Here is a 17,669-nt window from a genome sequence, read left to right on the forward strand (position 1 = left end):
TGATCATGCATTTACCGATTTCGTCACCGTTGAGCGCCGTGTGGATCGCCTTGGCTAGCGGTGCGCTGTGCGCGGCCATACTCGCGTTTCTGCTGAAGAGCGGGCTCGCGTGGCGCCTTGCCACGGACATCCCAAACGAGCGCTCACTGCATGTGCGGCCGACGCCGCGCGTCGGAGGCTGGGGCCTGGTGCCGGTCGCGGTATTGGCTATTCTGATTCTGGCGCCCTCGCTGTGGCTGATCGCGTTTGGCACGGCATTTCTCGCTGCCGTTTCCCAGATTGACGACCGCCGCGGACTTCCGGCGCGCGTGCGCTTTGCTGCGCATTTCCTTGCGGTGCTGACGCTGATCGTTGTTTATCCGGCTCCCGTTCCTTGGTGGTGCCTCGTCGGACTGGCGTTTTTGATGCTGTGGCTAGTCAACTTATACAATTTCATGGACGGGGCCGACGGTCTTGCCGGCGGTATGGCACTGTTCGGTTTTAGCGCCTATGCAGTCGCGGCACTCTTTGGGCCCGGGCAGATGCCGGAACTCGGTTGGGTATGCGCGGCGATTGCTGGCGCAGCGGCCGGGTTTCTGCTCTTCAATTTCCATCCGGCAAAGCTATTTTTGGGCGATTCCGGCTCGATTCCGATCGGCTTTCTCGCCGGAGCGCTAGGCTATTGGGGCTGGCGTAGTGGTGGCTGGCCAGTCTGGTTTCCGGTGTTGGTGTTTTCGCCGTTCATCGGCGATGCCTCTGTCACGCTGATCCGTCGGCTTTTGCGTGGCGAAAAATTCTGGCAGGCCCATCGCGAGCATTATTATCAGCGCATGGTCCGTTTCGGGACGGGGCACGCAGTTACGGCTTTGGCGTGGTATCTGGTAATGTTAGCCGGCACGGTACTTGCTGTCTGGGCCCTTGATCGCTCCACGACGCTCCAGTGGGGGCTCGTTGCTGGTTGGACTGTTGTGCTTGCTTTGATGGGCGCGGCGATTGACGCTCGCTGGCGTGCTTTCCAGTCCCTTGGTAGAAAAACAGAGGTTGACGCTGATGCTCCGCAATAAAGCCTCCTGGCTCTCGTTCAGCGCCTTTCTCTTTGATATTGGCGCGGTGGCAGCCGCATGGCTGACCGCTTATTTTCTACGCTTTAACGCGTCTGTTCCGCCCGAGTTCTGGCACGGTGCAGTGAGCACGCTGATCTGGGTGCTGCCTGTCTATGCGGTGATGTTCCGCATCTTTGGCTTGTATCGCGGTATGTGGGTGTTCGCGAGCCTGCCGGATCTGATGCGTATCTCGAAGGCGATCATAGCGGCCGCACTGGTCGTCATGATCGGCTCTGTGATGGTGCAGCCCGTGCCGATCATCCCTCGTTCGGTGCTGATCGTTTCGCCGCTCCTCGTGTTCTTCGTCATGGGCGGTTCGAGGGCACTCTATCGCGCGAGCAAGGAGTTCTATCTTTATGGCGGTCTTGTCGCGCAGGGCAAGCCCGTAATCGTGATTGGCGCGGGAGGGGCCGGCGCGAGTCTCGCGCGCGAGCTCTCGCGCTCCGCGGAATGGCGCCTCGTCGGCCTGCTCGACGACGATCCCGCGAAGCAACGGCGCGAGATCTACGGCTACAAGGTGCTGGGCTCGATCGATGACATCGCAAAATGGGCGCAAACGCTGCGTTGCGAATTTGCCATCATCGCCATACCGTCGGCGTCCGCCGATGTGCAACGACGTGTCGCCACACAATGTGTTCGAGCCGGCGTGAAGGCGCTTATGCTGCCTTCATTGAACGATTTGCTGCCTGGCCAGGGCTTCCTTTCTCAGGTGCGCAACATCGACCTCGAGGATCTGCTGGGACGCGATCCGGTCAACATTGATACGCCGCACGTCGAGGCGCTGCTGAGTGGCAGGGTCGTCATGGTCACGGGTGCAGGCGGCTCAATTGGTTCCGAACTGTGCCGCCAGATTCTGCGTTTCGCACCCGCGCAACTCGTCGCGCTCGATGTGTCCGAGTACGCAATGTACCGACTCACAGAAGAAATCCACGAGCGCTTTCCCGAGCTTTCAGTGATGCCGATCGTCGGCGACGCAAAAGATGCCCTTCTGCTTGACCAGGTCATGGGGCGCTATACGCCTCACATCGTTTTCCATGCCGCTGCATACAAGCACGTTCCGTTGATGGAGGAACTCAACGCATGGCAGGCGATTCGCAACAACGTGTTGGGCACATATCGAGTGGCGCGCGCGGCGATCAAGCATCAGGTGAGGCACTTCGTGCTGATCTCAACCGATAAGGCGGTCAACCCGACTAACGTGATGGGTGCAAGCAAGCGCCTTGCGGAGATGGCCTGCCAGGCGTTGCAGCAGACCAGCGAACGCACGCAGTTCGAGACCGTGCGGTTCGGCAATGTGTTGGGCAGTGCCGGCAGCGTAATTCCGAAGTTCCAGCAGCAGATCGCGAAGGGCGGTCCCGTGACCGTCACGCACCCGGAAGTCACGCGTTTCTTCATGACGATCCCCGAGGCGTCGCAACTGGTGCTGCAGGCGTCGAGCATGGGGCGCGGCGGCGAGATTTTCATTCTCGACATGGGTGAGCCGGTTAAGATCGTCAATCTCGCGAGAGACTTGATCCGCCTTTATGGCTACTCGGAAGAACAGATTCGCGTGGTTTTCACGGGGCTGCGACCCGGTGAAAAGCTCTACGAAGAACTGCTCGCCGACGACGAAACCACGACGCGCACTCCGCACGCGAAGCTGCGCACGGCAAAGGCACGCGAAGTGCCCGACAATTTGCTCGACGAATTGCTGCCATGGCTCATGCAGCATCGCGTACCGGGCGACGACGAAGTGCGCCGCGATCTGCGGCGCTGGGTGCCGGAGTATCAGCCGTCGGGTACACCTAAACTGCAGAGCGTAGGGGGCACGTCGGTGCGCGCTGCTGGCTAGGGGGCGCAACGGGCGACCTTGGTGTCAGCTGTGTATCGGCTAGGGCTCAGCGTTGAGACGCATGCAGCGGGATGCGCGACGTGGTGTGTTCGCGCATGTTCTTGAGGGCGAAACGTCGCTCGTCAATCAGATAGCCAATTATCCGGTCGACGCAGTGTTCGACACTGTTGCCATGCGTGTGCAAGCTGAGATCAGGGTGGAGAGGCGGATGATACGGCGAACCGATCCCCGTGAATTGCGGGATTTCGCCGCTGCGCGCTCGCCTGTATAGCCCTTTGGGATCGCGCCGCTCACAGACATCGAGTGGCGTGTCGACAAACACTTCGACAAAATGGTCATCCCCTACGATGCGCCGTGCATTTTCACGATGCTCGGGTGCAGGGGAAATCGTTGCCGTGACGGCAATAAATCCCTCTTTGCAAAAAAGCGCCGCCACATGGGCGACGCGTCGAAGGTTTTCTGTGCGCTCAGCGTCGGTGAAACCAAGGTCCGCATTGAGACCCGTGCGCAGCACGTCACCATCGAGCATCGTCGCTCGAAGGTCAAACGTTTGCAGCCGATTGACCAAAGCACGTGCAATCGTTGACTTGCCAGCTCCTGACATGCCGGTCAGCCAGATTACGACTCCCGCAGAAGTTGTTGTTTCCACTTCGCGCTACTCCAAGTTCAATGCGAATCACGCGTAATTGTAACGTCGGAGTGGCTGTTGTAACGTCTATGTAATAAAACGCAACAAATTTGCAGGGAAGTAATTTAGTGTGCTATGGCTGTCGTTTAATCAAATCCCCGCGGATTCTTCTCCTGCCAGCGCCAGTGGTCCACGCACATGCGCTCGATCCCGAACTCCGCTTTCCAGCCGATGACGTTTTTCGCCGCGACCGGGTTCGCATAACACTCGGCGATGTCGCCGGGCCGGCGCGCCACGATCTCATAGGGCACGGGGCGTCCTGAGGCCTGTTCGAACGCCTTCACGACTTCGAGCACGCTGTAGCCGCGCCCGGTGCCGAGATTCACGACGAGGCCTTCGCCACGCGAAGCGAGTGCATCGAGCGCCTTGAGGTGGCCCTTCGCGAGATCGACCACGTGAATATAGTCGCGCACGCCTGTGCCGTCCGGGGTCGGATAGTCGCCGCCGAACACGCGCAGCTTTTCGAGCTTGCCCACGGCCACTTGCGCGACATAAGGCATGAGGTTGTTCGGAATGCCCGCAGGATCCTCGCCGATCAGCCCGCTTTCATGTGCACCCACCGGATTGAAATAGCGCAGCACGGCAATGCGCCACTCCGGGTCCGAGATCTCGACGTCGCGCAGGATCTGCTCGGCGATGAGCTTCGACTGGCCGTAGGGATTCGTTGCCGAGAGCGGAAACGTTTCGTCGATCGGCGAGCGTTCGGGCATGCCGTACACCGTGGCCGAAGAGCTGAACACGAACTGCTTCACGCCATGCTGGCGCATCACGTCGAGCACCACCAGCAGGCCATCGACATTGTTGCGGTAGTACTCGATGGGCTTCGCCACCGATTCGCCCACGGCCTTGAGCGCCGCGAAATGGATCACACCGGTGATGCGGTGCGCTTCGAAAATGCGCGAGAGGGCGGCGTCGTCGCGCACGTCGCCTTCGTAGAACGTCACGGGCTTGCCGGTAATTTGCTCAACGCGCTTGAGCGACTCGCTGCTGCTGTTCACGAGATTGTCGATGGCGACTACCTCATAGCCGCCATTGAGCAGCTCGACGCAGGTATGCGAGCCGATATAGCCCGCGCCGCCGGTGACGAGGATGGTGCCCTTTGAGTTCGTCGCAGTCATGCCGTGTTCGTTCCCGTGAAATCCAGACTCGATCAAAAAGTCGACCCGGTGATTTCCCGGATCAGTTCCCGGTAGCGTTGTACCACAACGCGCTCATCGAATTCTTTCTCGATTTTTTTCCGGCCGCGCCCGGCCATGGCGGCGCGCGCCGGCCCGTCGAGGTCCAGCATCCGCGCGAGGCTGGCGGATAGCGAGGCGGCATCGCGCGCTTCGCACAGCAGGCCGTTCACGCCGTCGGCAACCACTTCGCGGCAGCCGGGCACGTTGGTGGCCACGATCGGGCGGCCCATCGCGCTCGCTTCCATCAGCGTGCGCGGCACGCCCTCACGGTACGACGGCAGCACGACGCAGTCCGCATCGGCGATAAAAGGGCGCACATCGGCCGTTTCGCCCAGATATTCGATTACGCCTTCACGCTCCCAGGCCGCGACTTCTTCACGCGAGATGGCGCTCGGGTTGTCCACGCCGACCGGACCGAGCAACTGAAAGCGCGCGTGCGGATAGCGCGCGCGCAGCGTGCGCGCGGCCTCGACGTACTCGGCCACGCCCTTGTCCCAGAGCAGCCGGCCAATCAGAACGAAAGCAAACTCTGCGCGCTCGGGCAGCGGCGTGAAGGGGAAATCGTCGAGATCGACGCCTTCGCCGTGCAGCAGCCTCGCGCGTTCGGGATGTGCGAGGAGATTGCCATCCTTGAAGGCGGCTTCGTCGTCGCGATTGAGGAACCAGACCTCGCGAGGGAAGCGGAACGCGAAACGATACAAACGCTTGGCGACCTGCGCGGCGCGGCTCTTCTGGATGAATACGTAACCGAGGCCCGTTGTGACCGCCACCGAAGGCGTGCGCGCGAGCCAGGCGGCAATCGATCCGTAGATGTTCGGCTTGATCGTGTAGTGGAACACGACGCCCGGCTTGAGCGCGCGATAGTGGCGATAGAGCTCCACGAGCGTGCGCAGGTCGTCGAGCGGATTCGTGCCCTTCGAGGCCACTGGCAGTTCGACACAGCGGCAGCCCATGGCAGCGAGCGGTTCGAAGGTGCGGTCGCGCGGCGCAATCACGGTGACTTGCGCGCCCGCTTCTGTGAGTGCACGCAACAGGCCGCGCCGATAGGTATAGATTGCCCAAGCCGTGTTGCAGACGAGGGCGACGTGCAGCGGATGCCGATGTGCGGCGGACAGGGGCGCGCTGGCGGCGGCGGTTCGGGCAGGCGAGGAGTTCACGAAAGCGGGGGCGTCGTTGGCAGGCGATGGCGGCAGCGGCCGGGGCGCACATTTTAGCCGACGGGCGTAGGGATCAAGTCGACCGAAACGGCGCATCGCTGGGGACCTTGCGCGCCGTTGGGCTACACTGCGCGAGCCGCGCTCAAAACTATTGACACACCGTATCGCACGTAGTTGGACGGCGAGCGGTTCGTGTACTTCCTGGTCGGCCGGGCGACTGTCGCACTTTTAGGTGCGCGAGGACCTGCGCGCTTTTTCAGGCATCGGCATGGGCCCTAATCGACGGTTCGCTGTGTTCGCCGCGCGTGTTTAGCTGCCCGTGCTTTCGCGTTAGTTGTAGAGCGTCTAGGTACACGCGGCAGAGTTCTTCATCTATCAGCGCCGAGGGATGTCGGCGCATACGCCCAGATTCGCCGCATTGCCACAGGACGCCTGCGTTGCCTTCACGCTCTCGTCCTCAAACGCATCGCGCTTCAGCGCCTCGATTGTTTCCGGCCGCGTCGACGGAAACCACGTGATGCGCCCTGCCACTTCAATTCCAACTTGTTTTCCCTTCCAGTAGATGGCGTTTTCCATTTCGACTGTCTCCTTGACCTTGCCGGCGGGAACGCCAATTATGCGCCCGGTCCGAGAAAGCGGCGCGTGCGGCATTGCATACGGTATCGAGCCGCAGGGAATTCGTCGGCGAGACCAAACTCAAGCGCGGTGCGCTCGCGCGTCCGGCGGTTGGCGTCGCCGATAGTGGGGGCCGCATTCCATCCCTCACCGCCGTGCTTGACGGTCAGCCTTGGAAAGAGTCGGATTTGACATCCGTGCGTTGTGCGATTGCCGCGAGAACGGCCAGCATGGTCGCGTAGAAGGACACAGTGCTCTTCAGGTCGAAAGTCTCGACCGTCAGCCCGAAAACGAAGAACATCAGGATGAAGGACAGGCCGATGAGCGCCGTACGCCGCGTCGTCTTCGATGTGGACTTGAGCTTCGCCGCGAAGAAGACCGCGGGTACGACGTAGATCGCGAGCAGCGCGAGGCCGCCCACAATGCCGTAGTTGGCCATGTAGGCGAGCAACTGGTTGTGCACTTCACCTTCGCCGAACTGTGCCGCGGTGGGGGTCAGCGCACCTTGCTTCGCCATCAATGTCATCTTGTCGCGAAACCCGTCGCCACCGAGGCCAAGCACCGGATTTTCGGCAATCAGCGTCGCCGCTGCTTCATAGAGTTGCAGACGGATGCCGACCGACGTGTCGCGGTGACCTTGCGTGTACTGGGTCAGGTCGGACGACACGCCGTTCACGCGATCGCGCACCGTCCCCGAGAGCCCGTACACGAGCCCGAGCAGCACCGCAACCGCCACCGGCATTAGCACCTTCCAGTGAAATGGCTTGTTGCGGCCGAGCTCCCAGACGATCAGCAACGCAACAAGCGGGATCGTCGCCCAACCTCCGCGCGCGCCAGACAACAGCGAAGCAGCGAGGCCTGCAACCAGGCCCGCGATCTTGAGCGCGCGCCAGAGCGCCGAATCCTTGCGCCACCAGTTCAGCGCGATCGCTGACAGCACGCCGAGCGCAAGCGCGAGATCGCCAAAGTGGATCGGGTTCAGGAACGCACTGCCGATGCGCCCGTCGCCCCAATCGCGCGGCATAAAAAGGGCAAGCGCGAGCGCGGACAGCGCTCCCAGCGTAAAGGAAAGGTCCGCCCAGACGAAGATTCGCGGCGGCGCGCGCCGCAAGGCCAGAAAGATCGGGATTGCGAGCAGGAAACGCGATGGCGAGTCCCAGGTTTTGAACATAGGATGCCCATGCGAGAGCGTGCTGAGCGCGACTGCAGCAACGGGGCCGCACAGCGCGATGCATAACGCGAGTTCGTAACGCTCAAGCGGCGCATAGCCATAGGGTGCGCCTGCCGGCCGCGAGCAGAGTGCCACCAGCGAAATGACGCCCGCACCGATCGATACGGCGCTCGAAGCGCCTTGCACGAGCATGGCGATAGAGGGAAAGGCGAGCAGGAAAGCCGCGGTCAGCCAGTCGCCGGGCGCGGTGCGTCGGGAATCAATCGTAACTGCTGTCGGCATCACTACACTGCTGTTATCTGTAAGGGAGGGCGGTTGTGTGGACTACGTCCCCGTGTTACGTCCTCACTACGCAGCTTTTTGGGTGCGAAGCATGACGAGAATCGCACTATTGTACGCGGACATTTTCCTCGTTCGAGACTGCACCCAAAAAACTGCGCACTACTTTGGTGAACGCGACCGGCCCGATAAAAATCGGGAGCAAACGGAATGCGCATACTTTACAGCCGCGAACGAGGAGGGCGCACATCGCCCTCTGGTATGACGATTCGCTGCGCATCGCGCATCATTGAGCTACACTGCGCGCGCCGCGCATGTTTCCAGCCCCGCCTTGCCCTTAGCCATGCTTCGTTCCCTTGCCGCCCTCCTGATCTTCCAATGTCTCGGCGAGAGCGTGTCCTACGTGTTCTCGCTGCCCGTGCCCGGGCCCGTGATCGGCATGCTGCTCCTGTTCGCCTTCGCGTTGATGCGGCCTGCTGCCGCCGAGGCCATCGAGCCGACCGCGCTCGAATTGCTGCGACATCTCTCGCTGCTCTTCATTCCGGCGGGCGTGGGCATCATGGTGTCCGCGCAGGCCGTGCGCGGCGAGGCGCTCGCCGTGATCGCGAGCCTCGTCGTGAGCACGACGCTCGGCATCGCGGTGACGGCGCTCGTCACGCGCGCACTGTTGCGTCGCCGGCGTCGCAACACGACGGCCGGGGAGGGCACAGCGTGAACAGCCATCTGCCCATCACGAAGCTCGACGCGATCTGGGTCTACCTCGCCGCCACGCCGCTGCTCGGCTTGACGGTGACGCTCGTCGCCTATCTCATCGCCATCAATATCTACGCGCGGGCCAAGCACAATCCGCTCGCGAACCCGGTGTTGATTGCCGTGGCGCTCGTCGTCGCGGCGCTCAAGATCACGGATACGCCGTATCGCACGTATTTCGAGGGCGCCCAGTTCGTGCACTTCCTGCTCGGCCCCGCCACGGTCGCGCTCGCACTGCCGCTCTATCGTCAGTGGGACAAGCTCAAGCGCGGCGCGCTGCCATTGCTCGGCGGGCTCGTTGCGGGCTCGCTTACGGCGATCGTTTCTGCGGTCGGCGTCGCGAAGCTCTTCGGCGCCTCGCATCAGACTATTGCCTCGCTCGCGCCGAAGTCTGTCACCACACCGATTGCCATGGCCGTTGCCGACAAGGTCGGCGGTATTCCGTCGCTCACCGCCGTGCTCGTGATATCGACGGGCGTGTTCGGCGCGGTGACCGCGCGCTGGATTCTCAACGTGATTCGCGTGCGTGAGACCGAGGTGCGCGGCTTCGCGATCGGCGTGGCCTCGCACGGCATCGGCACCGCGCGTGCGTTTCAGGTGAGCGAAGAGATGGGCGCGTTTTCAGGGCTTGGCATGGGTCTGAACGGTGTCTTTACCGCGTTCGTCGTGCCGGTGCTCTTGCCCGTGCTGCTGCGCTGGATCTAACCGCCGCGCGCGAACAGCGCACGCTTCATCTTGTGCAGGGTGCGATACGGCGTCACGAAGTGAAGCAAGCTCTTCGCCACGCCAGCCCAGTCGCGCCAGTTCAACACGTTCAGATAGCGCAATTGCAGGCGCAACGTCGATACGATCTGCCGCCGCCGCTTCGTCGCGCTGATCCCGCCTTCATTCAACTCATAGTACAGCCCGAGTTCGGGTAGATTCGCGCATTCGTACCGCTCCATCAATCGCAGAAACAGATCGAGGTCCTCAGCGGCTGGGTACTGCACGCGATAGTTGCCCACCGCGAGCACCGCATCGACGCGCAGCATCACCGAAGGATGCACGAGCGGCGAGCGCAACAGACGCGTACGGCGCATCGCGCGCGCATCGCTGCTCGGACGCAGCATGAAAAGCGGCTCGCCCGCGCGATTGACCACCTGGGTCCACGTGCCGAGCGCTGCGAGCGCGGGCTCCGCTTCCATGCGCGCGCGCTGCTTCGCCAGGCGCTGGGGCGCTGCGAGATCGCCCGCGTCGATACGCGCCGCGTAGCGAAACCCTCGCGCCGCGAGCGCTTCGATACCCGCCTGCAACGCGCGCTCGATGCCGCCGTTCTGCGACATGCGCAAGACTTCCACGCACATGCCCGGCACCTCAGGCGCGACGATGGGCGGTGTGCTGCCATCATCGACGACGAGCGCGTAGATGGTGGCGTTCTCATCGAACGAAGCGAGCGTGCGCGCAACGTCGTCCTGGCCGTTATACGCGGGCATGAGCACGGCGACGTCGGCAAGCACGCCTTCGCGTGCATCGCGCATGGGAAGCGCGGCGGAATTCATCATGAAACGAGCTTGAAGCGGATGTAGTAGAGGTTCACGCAGGTCGCCGCGAGATAGCCTGCCGCGAGGCCGCACAGCGCACCATACGAGCCGAGTCGCGGTATCGCTATGAGATTCACGGCGAACGCCACGGCGAGCGCGAGCAGCCATTTGGCGAGCAACACGAATTTCGCCTGATATTTGAGCACGACGAGGTTGCCGATGGCTTCGAGTCCCGCCGGCACCGAAAGCCACACGGCCCAGCGGAAGATGCCGATCGCGCCTTCGTAGTCCGGCCCGAACACGCGGCCGATGATGAAGCCGGCGAGCGCATCGAGCACGAGCGCGCCCACCACCATCAGCACGGCTGTCATCGCGAAGAGGCGCACGAGGTTGCGGCGCAGCTGCGCGGTCTGCTGCACGCGGTAGACGAAGGCGGGCGCGATCGTCTGCGAGAGCATGAGTGCAAGCGTGATCCAGTTCTCGTTGAGCTGTTGCGCAGCCGAGTAGCGGCCCAGATCGGCGAACGAGATCGTGCGCTCGAGCATCAGGCGGTCGAGCTTCAGGAACAGGTACATGCAGATGAGCCCGAGCCAGAACACCGTGCCCGCGCTCGCGAAGTGCTTGAAAAGCGAGCGGTCCACGTGCCAGCCGAGCTTGCCGCCGTGGCGGCGCTGGAAGTAGAGCACGAGCGCCGCGCCGATCGCCGCCGATTCTAGCGCCCAGAGCCAGCCGAAGGTCGCGGGCGCGAACGCCGCGCGCGCAAGCAGGTACACGAGCAGCGCCTTGATCACGGCCGTCGTCATGCTCGCGAGCAATTGCGGCTTGCTGTACGTCATGCTCTGCAGCCAGGCGTTGATCACACCCACGAACGGCTCGCGAAACACCATCGTCACCGCGAGCCCAGCGAGCATCGCACCGACCATCGGATCGGTCACGCCGAGCGCAATGCCGGCCCACGTGACGAGCAGCGCCGCCGCCGACACACCAATGCGCAGCGCAAACGCGCTCCCGAGCACGGTGCCGAGCTGCTCCGGCGGCCGGTTGACGATGGTGGGCACGAGAATCTCGGCGCCGCAGACCCAGGTCACGGGCGCGAGCACGAGCAGTAGTGTGTTGGCGTACTGCCACTTGCCGAAGACGTCAGGGCCGAAATAGCGCGCGAGCACGCCGCTGATGACGATAGCCACCGCGATCTGCGTGACGCGCTCGAGGCCGAGCCACGCGATGTTTGCAAACGCGCGGGCGACGTCGGGATTGCCAAAGCGCTTGAGGCTCAGCATCGCGCCTCGCCGTGGCAGGAGGCGCCAAGAAAGGGGCAGGCACGCGGCATGCGCAATCTTTCCGCCATTTTTGACGAATATTTTGGCAATAAAAGGAAACGGCGAAGCATTAAAATGGGCGCATACCACTGCCGAAAAACGGCAATTATAGTTTGTAACGGAATCCACTTTTCGTAACGCCAGAGGCTTACAGTCGCCTGTCTGTGTTACGAATAGACCCGAATCCCCATCTGGACGTGAGCCTCAACATGATTTCGAAATCGATTTTCAAGGCATATGACATTCGCGGCGTGATCGGCAAGACGCTCGACACCGACACCGCGCGCGCCATTGGCCGCGCGTTCGGCAGCGAAGTGCGTGCGCAGGGCGGCGACGCCGTGGTGATCGCGCGCGACGGCCGGCTCTCGGGTCCCGACCTCTCGCGTGCGCTGGCCGACGGCCTGTGCGAGGCCGGCGTGGACGTGGTCGACGTCGGCATGGTGCCCACGCCCGTGGGCTACTTCGCCGCGAGCGTGCCGCTCAGGCTGGTGGGCGGCGAGCGCAACGTGGACTCGTGCATCGTCGTGACGGGCAGCCACAATCCGCCCGACTACAACGGCTTCAAGATGGTCCTGCGCGGCAAGGCCATCTACGGCGACCAGATTCTCGCGCTGTACGACCGCATCGTGGCAGACCGTTTCGACGCGGGCGAGGGCAGCTACACGAAGTACGACATCGCCGACGCCTATGTCGATCGCATCTTGAGCGACGTGAAGCTCGCGCGTCCGCTGAAGATCGTCGTCGACACCGGCAACGGCGTGGCGGGCGACCTGGCGCCGCGTCTTTTCAAGGCGATGGGCTGCGAACTGGTCGAGCTCTTCACGGAAGTGGACGGCAATTTCCCGAACCACCATCCGGACCCGGCGCACCCCGAGAATCTGCAGGACGTGATCCGGGCGCTGAAGGAAACGGATGCGGAGATCGGCTTCGCGTTCGACGGCGACGGCGACCGTCTGGGCGTTGTGACCAAGGATGGCCAGATCATCTACCCCGATCGCCAGCTCATGCTGTTCGCCGAGGAAGTGCTCTCGCGCAACCCGGGCAAGCAGATCATCTACGACGTGAAGTGCACGCGCAATCTCGCGAAGTGGGTGAAGGAAAAGGGCGGCGAGCCGCTCATGTGGAAGACGGGCCACTCGCTCGTGAAGGCGAAGCTGCGCGAAACCGGCGCGCCGCTCGCGGGTGAAATGAGCGGCCACGTGTTCTTCAAGGACCGCTGGTACGGCTTCGACGACGGCCTGTACACGGGCGCGCGTCTGCTCGAAATCATCTCGCGCGTGGCCGATCCGAGCAAGCTGCTCAACGACCTGCCGAACTCGCACGCCACGCCCGAGCTGCAGCTGAAGCTCGAGGAAGGCGAGAACTTCGAACTGATTGGCAAGCTGCAGAAGAACGCGAAGTTCACGGGCGCCGACGAGGTCATCACCATCGACGGCCTGCGCGTGGAATACCCGGACGGCTTTGGTCTTGCCCGCTCGTCGAACACCACGCCTGTCGTCGTGATGCGCTTCGAGGCTGATAACGACGCGGCGCTTGCGCGCATCCAGGCCGACTTCAAGCGCGTGATTCTCGCCGAGAAGCCGGACGCGAAGCTGCCGTTCTGACGAAGACGTCCTGGCGGCCGCCCGCCGCTACGTAGACAGCGAGCCCGCACACAACCGGTTTAACGGCTGTGTGCGGGCTCGCGAACGTTTACGCACGCATTGTGACTGTCGCGCGGCAAACTGTTCGCCCATACTTCGGGATACAAGCTGTCGCGAGGCACGACCGGCACGAGATGCTCCGCCAGAATGAATGGCGGGCGTCGCGGTCTCCCGGCCCGAGCGTCGCGCATGTCAAGGAGGGCCGGGGGATGCTGCGTGTCATCGGGTTCAGAACCAGGTTCGGAGTCGCTGAAGTCATTGCGACCGGCGATCGTGCCTCGATTGCCTGGGCCAATCAGGCGGCATGATCGTGCGCGACGATTCCATCCATCGCGATTCCCGGCCATTGCACGCGGCGCCCGCCTGGCTCGACGGGCAGCGTATCCGTATTTACGCGGCTTTCGTGCTGCTGGTGAATATTGGCTATTTTTCGCTGCGGATCTGGTTTGGATGCATCGACCGGATACCCAACGTCAGCCCGCCAGGTTGGGATTTCGCCGTCTTCTGGAGCGCCTCCTGGCTCGCGCTGCATGGGCCGGCAGCCAGCGTGTTCGACACTGCCCTCATCGAGCGGATCGCGTTGCCGCTGCAGAACATGCTGCCGACGCCCTTCGTCACGCCGTGGACCTATCCGCCCACGTTTTTGCTGGTCATGCTCCCGGCCGCGTTGTTGCCTTTCTCCGCCTCGTGTCTCGCCTATGTATCGGCAGGCATGGCCTTCGCATACCACGTGTGCGCGCGCATCCTGACTACAGTGCGGAACGCCTCATGGTGGCTGCCGGTTGTCGCTTTTCCTGCCGTCTGGGTCGCGGCCGGCGCCGGGCAGAACTCATTTCTGACTTTGGGGCTCATGGGGCTGGGACTCATCTCGCTCACCAGGCGCCCATGGCTCGCGGGCATTTGCTTCGGATTGCTGGCCATTAAACCGCAACTGGGCCTCGTGATTCCCATTGCGCTGCTGTTCGGCAGGCATTGGCGCGCTTTCGTGTCGGCGGCGCTGACTGTCGGCGCGTTTTCCGCGCTCGCCGGGCTGGTGCTCGGATTCGATACGTTCTCCCGCTTTGCGCAGGCGTTGCCCGCCTTTAGCCAGTTCGTCGTCGAGTATTCAGACCGGTGGCCGCGCGGCATATCGACGGCGTTTGGCGCCGCGCGCCATTTCGGCGTGGCCGTGCCGACCGCGTATGGCTTGCACGCGGTCGTGGCGGCGCTGGCCGCGAGCGCCGTCGCCTGGCTTTGGGCCGCGCGCGCGCGATTCGAGTTGCGGGCGTCGGTGCTCATGCTCGCCACGCTGCTGGTGCCGACCTACGTGATGCCCTACGACCTGCTTCTGCTCGGCTTGCCGATTCTATGGCTCGTGCGGGACGGTGCCCGCAACGGCTGGCTTCGTGGCGATGGGGTCGCGGTAGTGAGCGCATGGCTTTCACCACTCGTCTTTTATACGCCAGGCGATTGGGCGGCAGGCGTTTATGTACCTGTCATCGTATTCGCACTGTTGATGGTCGTCGTGCGGCGCTACCTCGCGCAATGGGCTGTGCGCGCTGGCAAGCGGCAGTTGGCAGATATCAATGCAGGGACCGGGTTAGCTGCAAAATAATGCCATTCAGAGCTGGTACACAGCCAGGTGGCGTCAGAGGCGCATCGCGTGAGTTCACGGTGGCGTTGAATTACGGGGGACAACATGAGTAACGATCAATCGAGCACCGGTGCCGGGCACACGCCCAGTGATTCGGGCGGCCTTCTCGCCATGTTGGTGTTGCTGTATTTCCTTCCTTCGATCATCGCCTTCCATGGTATGCACCGTAAGCGACGCGCCATCACGAGGCTTAACATGCTGCTCGGATGGACCGTGCTCGGCTGGTTTGCCGCTTTCCTGTGGGCGCTGACTGCCGTTCAGAAGGCGGGATCTGCAATGAGCGATCGCGCGCCTGCAAATGCGAGAATCGACAAGGAAGTGCGGACGGTCTTTCGCTGAGTTCACTCCACATCCACACATCGGCGGTCGCACGCCGCAGCCTGCGGCCGGCGAACGCCGCGGCCCCGCACGTCTATTTCGCGCGGTCGCGTGAGGCGCGTATCAGTATCAGAATGAGCCACGCAGGGAGGAGGAATGCCGCCCATGAGTGCGTGGCTGTCGTATTGCAGATCAGGAGAAACGACAGCAGGGGCGTGAACCACGCCAGCGTCACGAAGGCATGGTCCATAGCGGAAAGAGACGTTGATGAGTGGCGTGTGTTAGCGTGGGCGCAAATGCACACGATAGGTAGAAGCAGCCAGGCGAGATCGTAGTACACGAGATAGGGCTGAATCATGAGCGTGGTGACGATGGCGGCCGCCGCGAGCAGTTCCCGGTTCATCCGGCGCGCCCAGGTCATCGAAGTGGCCAGCACCGCCGCAAGGGCGATTGCGACGTGTATCGAGTACGCCGCGCCCGCGCCTACGCCGGCCGCACGCAAGAACGCGAAGACAGTGGGCATGGCACGCCAGAGCCCACCTTCGTTGTGCGACAGCGCGACATCCTGAAACCACGCCGCGGACTGAAAGAACCTGATCCACAGCGACCAGCCAAACGGCACCGTGCTTACTGTGCAAAGCAAGCCGGCTGTCAATATCGTTGCGGCACACGCGCGATAGTGGCGGCCGCACAGAAAGAACAGTGGGAACAGGATGCCCAATTGAGGCTTGATCACGAGCATGCCTGCACACACGCCGGCCCACACAGGCGCAGTCTCCAGCATTAAGAGGGCACCTGCCGCCAATGCCAGCGTGAGCAAAGAATTCTGCCCGTGAACCATCGTCACCCATATCCCCGGAAATGCCGCGACAGTTATCCAGGGCAAAGCATTTTGCTTCATCGCTGGCATGCAGGCAAAGAGGCAGAGCGCAATGCCGATACCCATAAAGAGTGCATACGAAGCCGCATAGGGCAGCAACGCAAGCGGGTACACGAGCAAGTGAAACGTGGGTGGGTAAATCCACGGAGCGAACATGTTTGCCAAAGGCGTGCCCGCCTGCAGCGACGCCTCGCAGGCCAGTAGCCGCTGGTTGTCGAACGCCGCCGCGGCCCCGTGGCGCAGTGAAACCTCAGAGGTGCACCAGAAGACCCGAAAATCCGAACCGGGGAGCGGGACCCCTTCTTTATGGAGGCCCCAATAGCACACCGCCCAGATTCCGATTAGCGCCGCCTGCAAGATGAACAATGCCGCGCTGTACAACCTGATTCGATCACGGCACAGCCACGGCTGCTGCTTTGCCGTAGCTGTCTTGTGGCTGGCCTGGGTCGCAACGCGCATCGCGAGGCCCTGCGCCTTTACCGCAACCCTTGATCGATGCATCTTCATCGGCCGGCTGCGCGCACCTGCGACGCGTCACGCCAGCGAACCAGTTCTAGCGGTGCGCTATGGGGACGGGCCTCTGCGCGTTCGACTGGCAGGACGCTGATGCTGGCACGCGACTCGTAGCGCCGGCGCACGAGGTAGACAGGCCGCTCTTTTGACTCGTCGTAAATACGCCCGACGTATTCGCCAATGACACCGATGCCGACCAGTTGTATGCCGCTCATGAACAACACCACGGAAACGAGGGAAGCGTAGCCCGGGACGGGATTGCCGAACAGCAACGTGCGGCCGACCATGAAGGTACCGTAGCAAAACGCGAGCGCGGCTATCGCGCCACCGATATACATCCAGATACGCAACGGCACGGTGCTGAAACTCGTAATGCCTTCGAGAGCAAAATTCCACAGGCGCCAGCCGGAGAACTTGGTTTTGCCTGCGCTGCGTGGTGTGCGTTCATAGTCGATCGTGACCGTATTGAATCCGACCCACGCGAACAGCCCCTTCATGAACCGATGCCGCTCTGGAAGACTGCGCAGCGCGTTGACCACTAGACGATCCATGAGTCGGAAGTCGCCCACATTTTCGGGGATCTTCAATTCCGATAGTGCGTTGTGGATGCGATAGAACAACGCTGCGGTTGTGCGCTTGAGAAAGGAATCGCAGGCGCGGCTCGCGCGCCGGGCGAGTACGACTTCCGCGCCCTGGCGCCAACGCTGGATCATTTCCGGGATCAACGTGGGCGGATCCTGCAGGTCTGCATCGATGACGACGACAGCGTCGCCGGACGCTTCGTGGAGACCCGCCGTGAGTGCAGCCTCCTTGCCGAAGTTGCGCGTGAGATCGATGACCTTGACGCGCCGGTCGCGTTGGCTCACGAGGACCAGCTTTTCAAGCGTGGCGTCGCGGCTGCCGTCGTTGATGCAGACGATCTCGAAGTGCACGGATTCAATGGACTCCATCGTCGCGATGATCTGTTCGAAGAACACTTCGACGCCGTCCTGCTCGTTGTAGAACGGAGCGACGATAGAGATGAGCGGGCTCTCGAGCGCGAGTCCGGCGCGACGCACTTGCTCGTCGATAGGCATGTTCATGATGTTTTCT

16 protein-coding genes are annotated in these 17,669 nt (G+C 62.6%); 7 read left to right on the forward strand and 9 right to left on the reverse strand.

All coding sequences use genetic code 11. The features are described 5' to 3' along the window. Window positions 1-5: 5 nt before the first annotated feature. Both AB4Y42_RS38170 and AB4Y42_RS38175 read left to right on the forward strand, forming a co-directional pair. On the forward strand, window positions 6-1,043 hold the full coding sequence (locus tag AB4Y42_RS38170; protein ID WP_368697174.1) for a glycosyltransferase family 4 protein: 1,038 nt from the start codon (window positions 6-8) through the stop codon (window positions 1,041-1,043). Further along, window positions 1,030-2,913: a polysaccharide biosynthesis protein gene (locus AB4Y42_RS38175; RefSeq protein ID WP_368697143.1), complete on the forward strand. Its 1,884-nt coding sequence runs from the start codon at window positions 1,030-1,032 to the stop codon at window positions 2,911-2,913. Before AB4Y42_RS38170 ends, AB4Y42_RS38175 begins: the two co-directional genes overlap by 14 nt. A gap of 46 nt (window positions 2,914-2,959) precedes the next feature. Here the strand turns inward: AB4Y42_RS38175 and cysC are convergent, their stop codons facing one another. From cysC to AB4Y42_RS38200, 5 genes are all read right to left on the reverse strand, one after another. Continuing rightward, window positions 2,960-3,562: an adenylyl-sulfate kinase gene (gene cysC / locus AB4Y42_RS38180; RefSeq protein ID WP_368697144.1), complete on the reverse strand. Its 603-nt coding sequence runs from the start codon at window positions 3,560-3,562 to the stop codon at window positions 2,960-2,962. A gap of 125 nt (window positions 3,563-3,687) precedes the next feature. Beyond that, entirely contained in the window at window positions 3,688-4,719 is a 1,032-nt protein-coding gene (galE, locus tag AB4Y42_RS38185) for a UDP-glucose 4-epimerase GalE (protein WP_368697145.1), read from the reverse strand. A 32-nt stretch (window positions 4,720-4,751) separates the two neighbouring features. After that, window positions 4,752-5,894, reverse strand: a complete 1,143-nt coding sequence (locus AB4Y42_RS38190) for a glycosyltransferase family 4 protein (RefSeq protein WP_368697175.1) — start codon at window positions 5,892-5,894, stop codon at window positions 4,752-4,754. Window positions 5,895-6,311: 417 nt separating this feature from the next. Then, window positions 6,312-6,512: a hypothetical protein gene (locus AB4Y42_RS38195; RefSeq protein WP_368697146.1), complete on the reverse strand. Its 201-nt coding sequence runs from the start codon at window positions 6,510-6,512 to the stop codon at window positions 6,312-6,314. A 205-nt stretch (window positions 6,513-6,717) separates the two neighbouring features. Continuing rightward, window positions 6,718-8,004 carry an O-antigen ligase family protein gene (locus tag AB4Y42_RS38200; protein ID WP_368697147.1) on the reverse strand — a complete coding sequence of 429 codons (1,287 nt, stop codon included), beginning with the start codon at window positions 8,002-8,004 and terminating at the stop codon, window positions 6,718-6,720. A gap of 340 nt (window positions 8,005-8,344) precedes the next feature. On the opposite strand from AB4Y42_RS38200, the gene AB4Y42_RS38205 reads away from it, so the two are divergent. Beyond that, window positions 8,345-8,716, forward strand: coding sequence for a CidA/LrgA family protein (locus AB4Y42_RS38205; protein ID WP_368697148.1), 372 nt, complete (start codon window positions 8,345-8,347; stop codon window positions 8,714-8,716). Beyond that, window positions 8,713-9,456 (forward strand): LrgB family protein, encoded by a 744-nt coding sequence (locus AB4Y42_RS38210; protein WP_368692726.1) that lies wholly within the window; start codon window positions 8,713-8,715, stop codon window positions 9,454-9,456. The genes AB4Y42_RS38205 and AB4Y42_RS38210 overlap by 4 nt, the downstream gene beginning before the upstream one ends. Here the strand turns inward: AB4Y42_RS38210 and AB4Y42_RS38215 are convergent. Together AB4Y42_RS38215 and AB4Y42_RS38220 are read right to left on the reverse strand one after the other, a co-directional pair. Beyond that, window positions 9,453-10,268 (reverse strand): glycosyltransferase, encoded by an 816-nt coding sequence (locus AB4Y42_RS38215; protein ID WP_368697176.1) that lies wholly within the window; start codon window positions 10,266-10,268, stop codon window positions 9,453-9,455. The two genes, AB4Y42_RS38210 and AB4Y42_RS38215, sit on opposite strands and share 4 nt — an antisense overlap. Before the next feature lie 20 nt (window positions 10,269-10,288). Next, window positions 10,289-11,551: an oligosaccharide flippase family protein gene (locus AB4Y42_RS38220; RefSeq protein ID WP_368697149.1), complete on the reverse strand. Its 1,263-nt coding sequence runs from the start codon at window positions 11,549-11,551 to the stop codon at window positions 10,289-10,291. A gap of 248 nt (window positions 11,552-11,799) precedes the next feature. Here AB4Y42_RS38220 and AB4Y42_RS38225 point away from each other — a divergent pair, with 248 nt between their 5' ends. The 3 genes from AB4Y42_RS38225 (at window position 11,800) to AB4Y42_RS38235 (ending at window position 15,205) form a co-directional block, all read left to right on the forward strand. Continuing rightward, on the forward strand, window positions 11,800-13,194 hold the full coding sequence (locus tag AB4Y42_RS38225; protein ID WP_368697150.1) for a phosphomannomutase/phosphoglucomutase: 1,395 nt from the start codon (window positions 11,800-11,802) through the stop codon (window positions 13,192-13,194). 343 nt (window positions 13,195-13,537) lie between these two features. Further along, a complete protein-coding gene (locus AB4Y42_RS38230) occupies window positions 13,538-14,827 on the forward strand; it encodes a glycosyltransferase family 87 protein (protein ID WP_368697151.1) in 1,290 nt (429 codons plus the stop codon). A gap of 84 nt (window positions 14,828-14,911) precedes the next feature. Further along, window positions 14,912-15,205 (forward strand): superinfection immunity protein, encoded by a 294-nt coding sequence (locus tag AB4Y42_RS38235; protein WP_368697152.1) that lies wholly within the window; start codon window positions 14,912-14,914, stop codon window positions 15,203-15,205. Between the two features lie 73 nt (window positions 15,206-15,278). Here AB4Y42_RS38235 and AB4Y42_RS38240 read toward each other — a convergent pair whose 3' ends face one another. Both AB4Y42_RS38240 and AB4Y42_RS38245 read right to left on the reverse strand, forming a co-directional pair. Further along, window positions 15,279-16,571, reverse strand: a complete 1,293-nt coding sequence (locus AB4Y42_RS38240) for a glycosyltransferase family 87 protein (protein WP_368697153.1) — start codon at window positions 16,569-16,571, stop codon at window positions 15,279-15,281. Further along, window positions 16,568-17,653 carry a glycosyltransferase family 2 protein gene (locus AB4Y42_RS38245; protein ID WP_368697177.1) on the reverse strand — a complete coding sequence of 362 codons (1,086 nt, stop codon included), beginning with the start codon at window positions 17,651-17,653 and terminating at the stop codon, window positions 16,568-16,570. Before AB4Y42_RS38245 ends, AB4Y42_RS38240 begins: the two co-directional genes overlap by 4 nt. Between the last annotated feature and the right edge of the window lie 16 nt (window positions 17,654-17,669).

Origin of the sequence: Paraburkholderia sp. EG286B (genome assembly GCF_040965655.1) — a bacterium.
Taxonomy (GTDB): domain Bacteria; phylum Pseudomonadota; class Gammaproteobacteria; order Burkholderiales; family Burkholderiaceae; genus Paraburkholderia.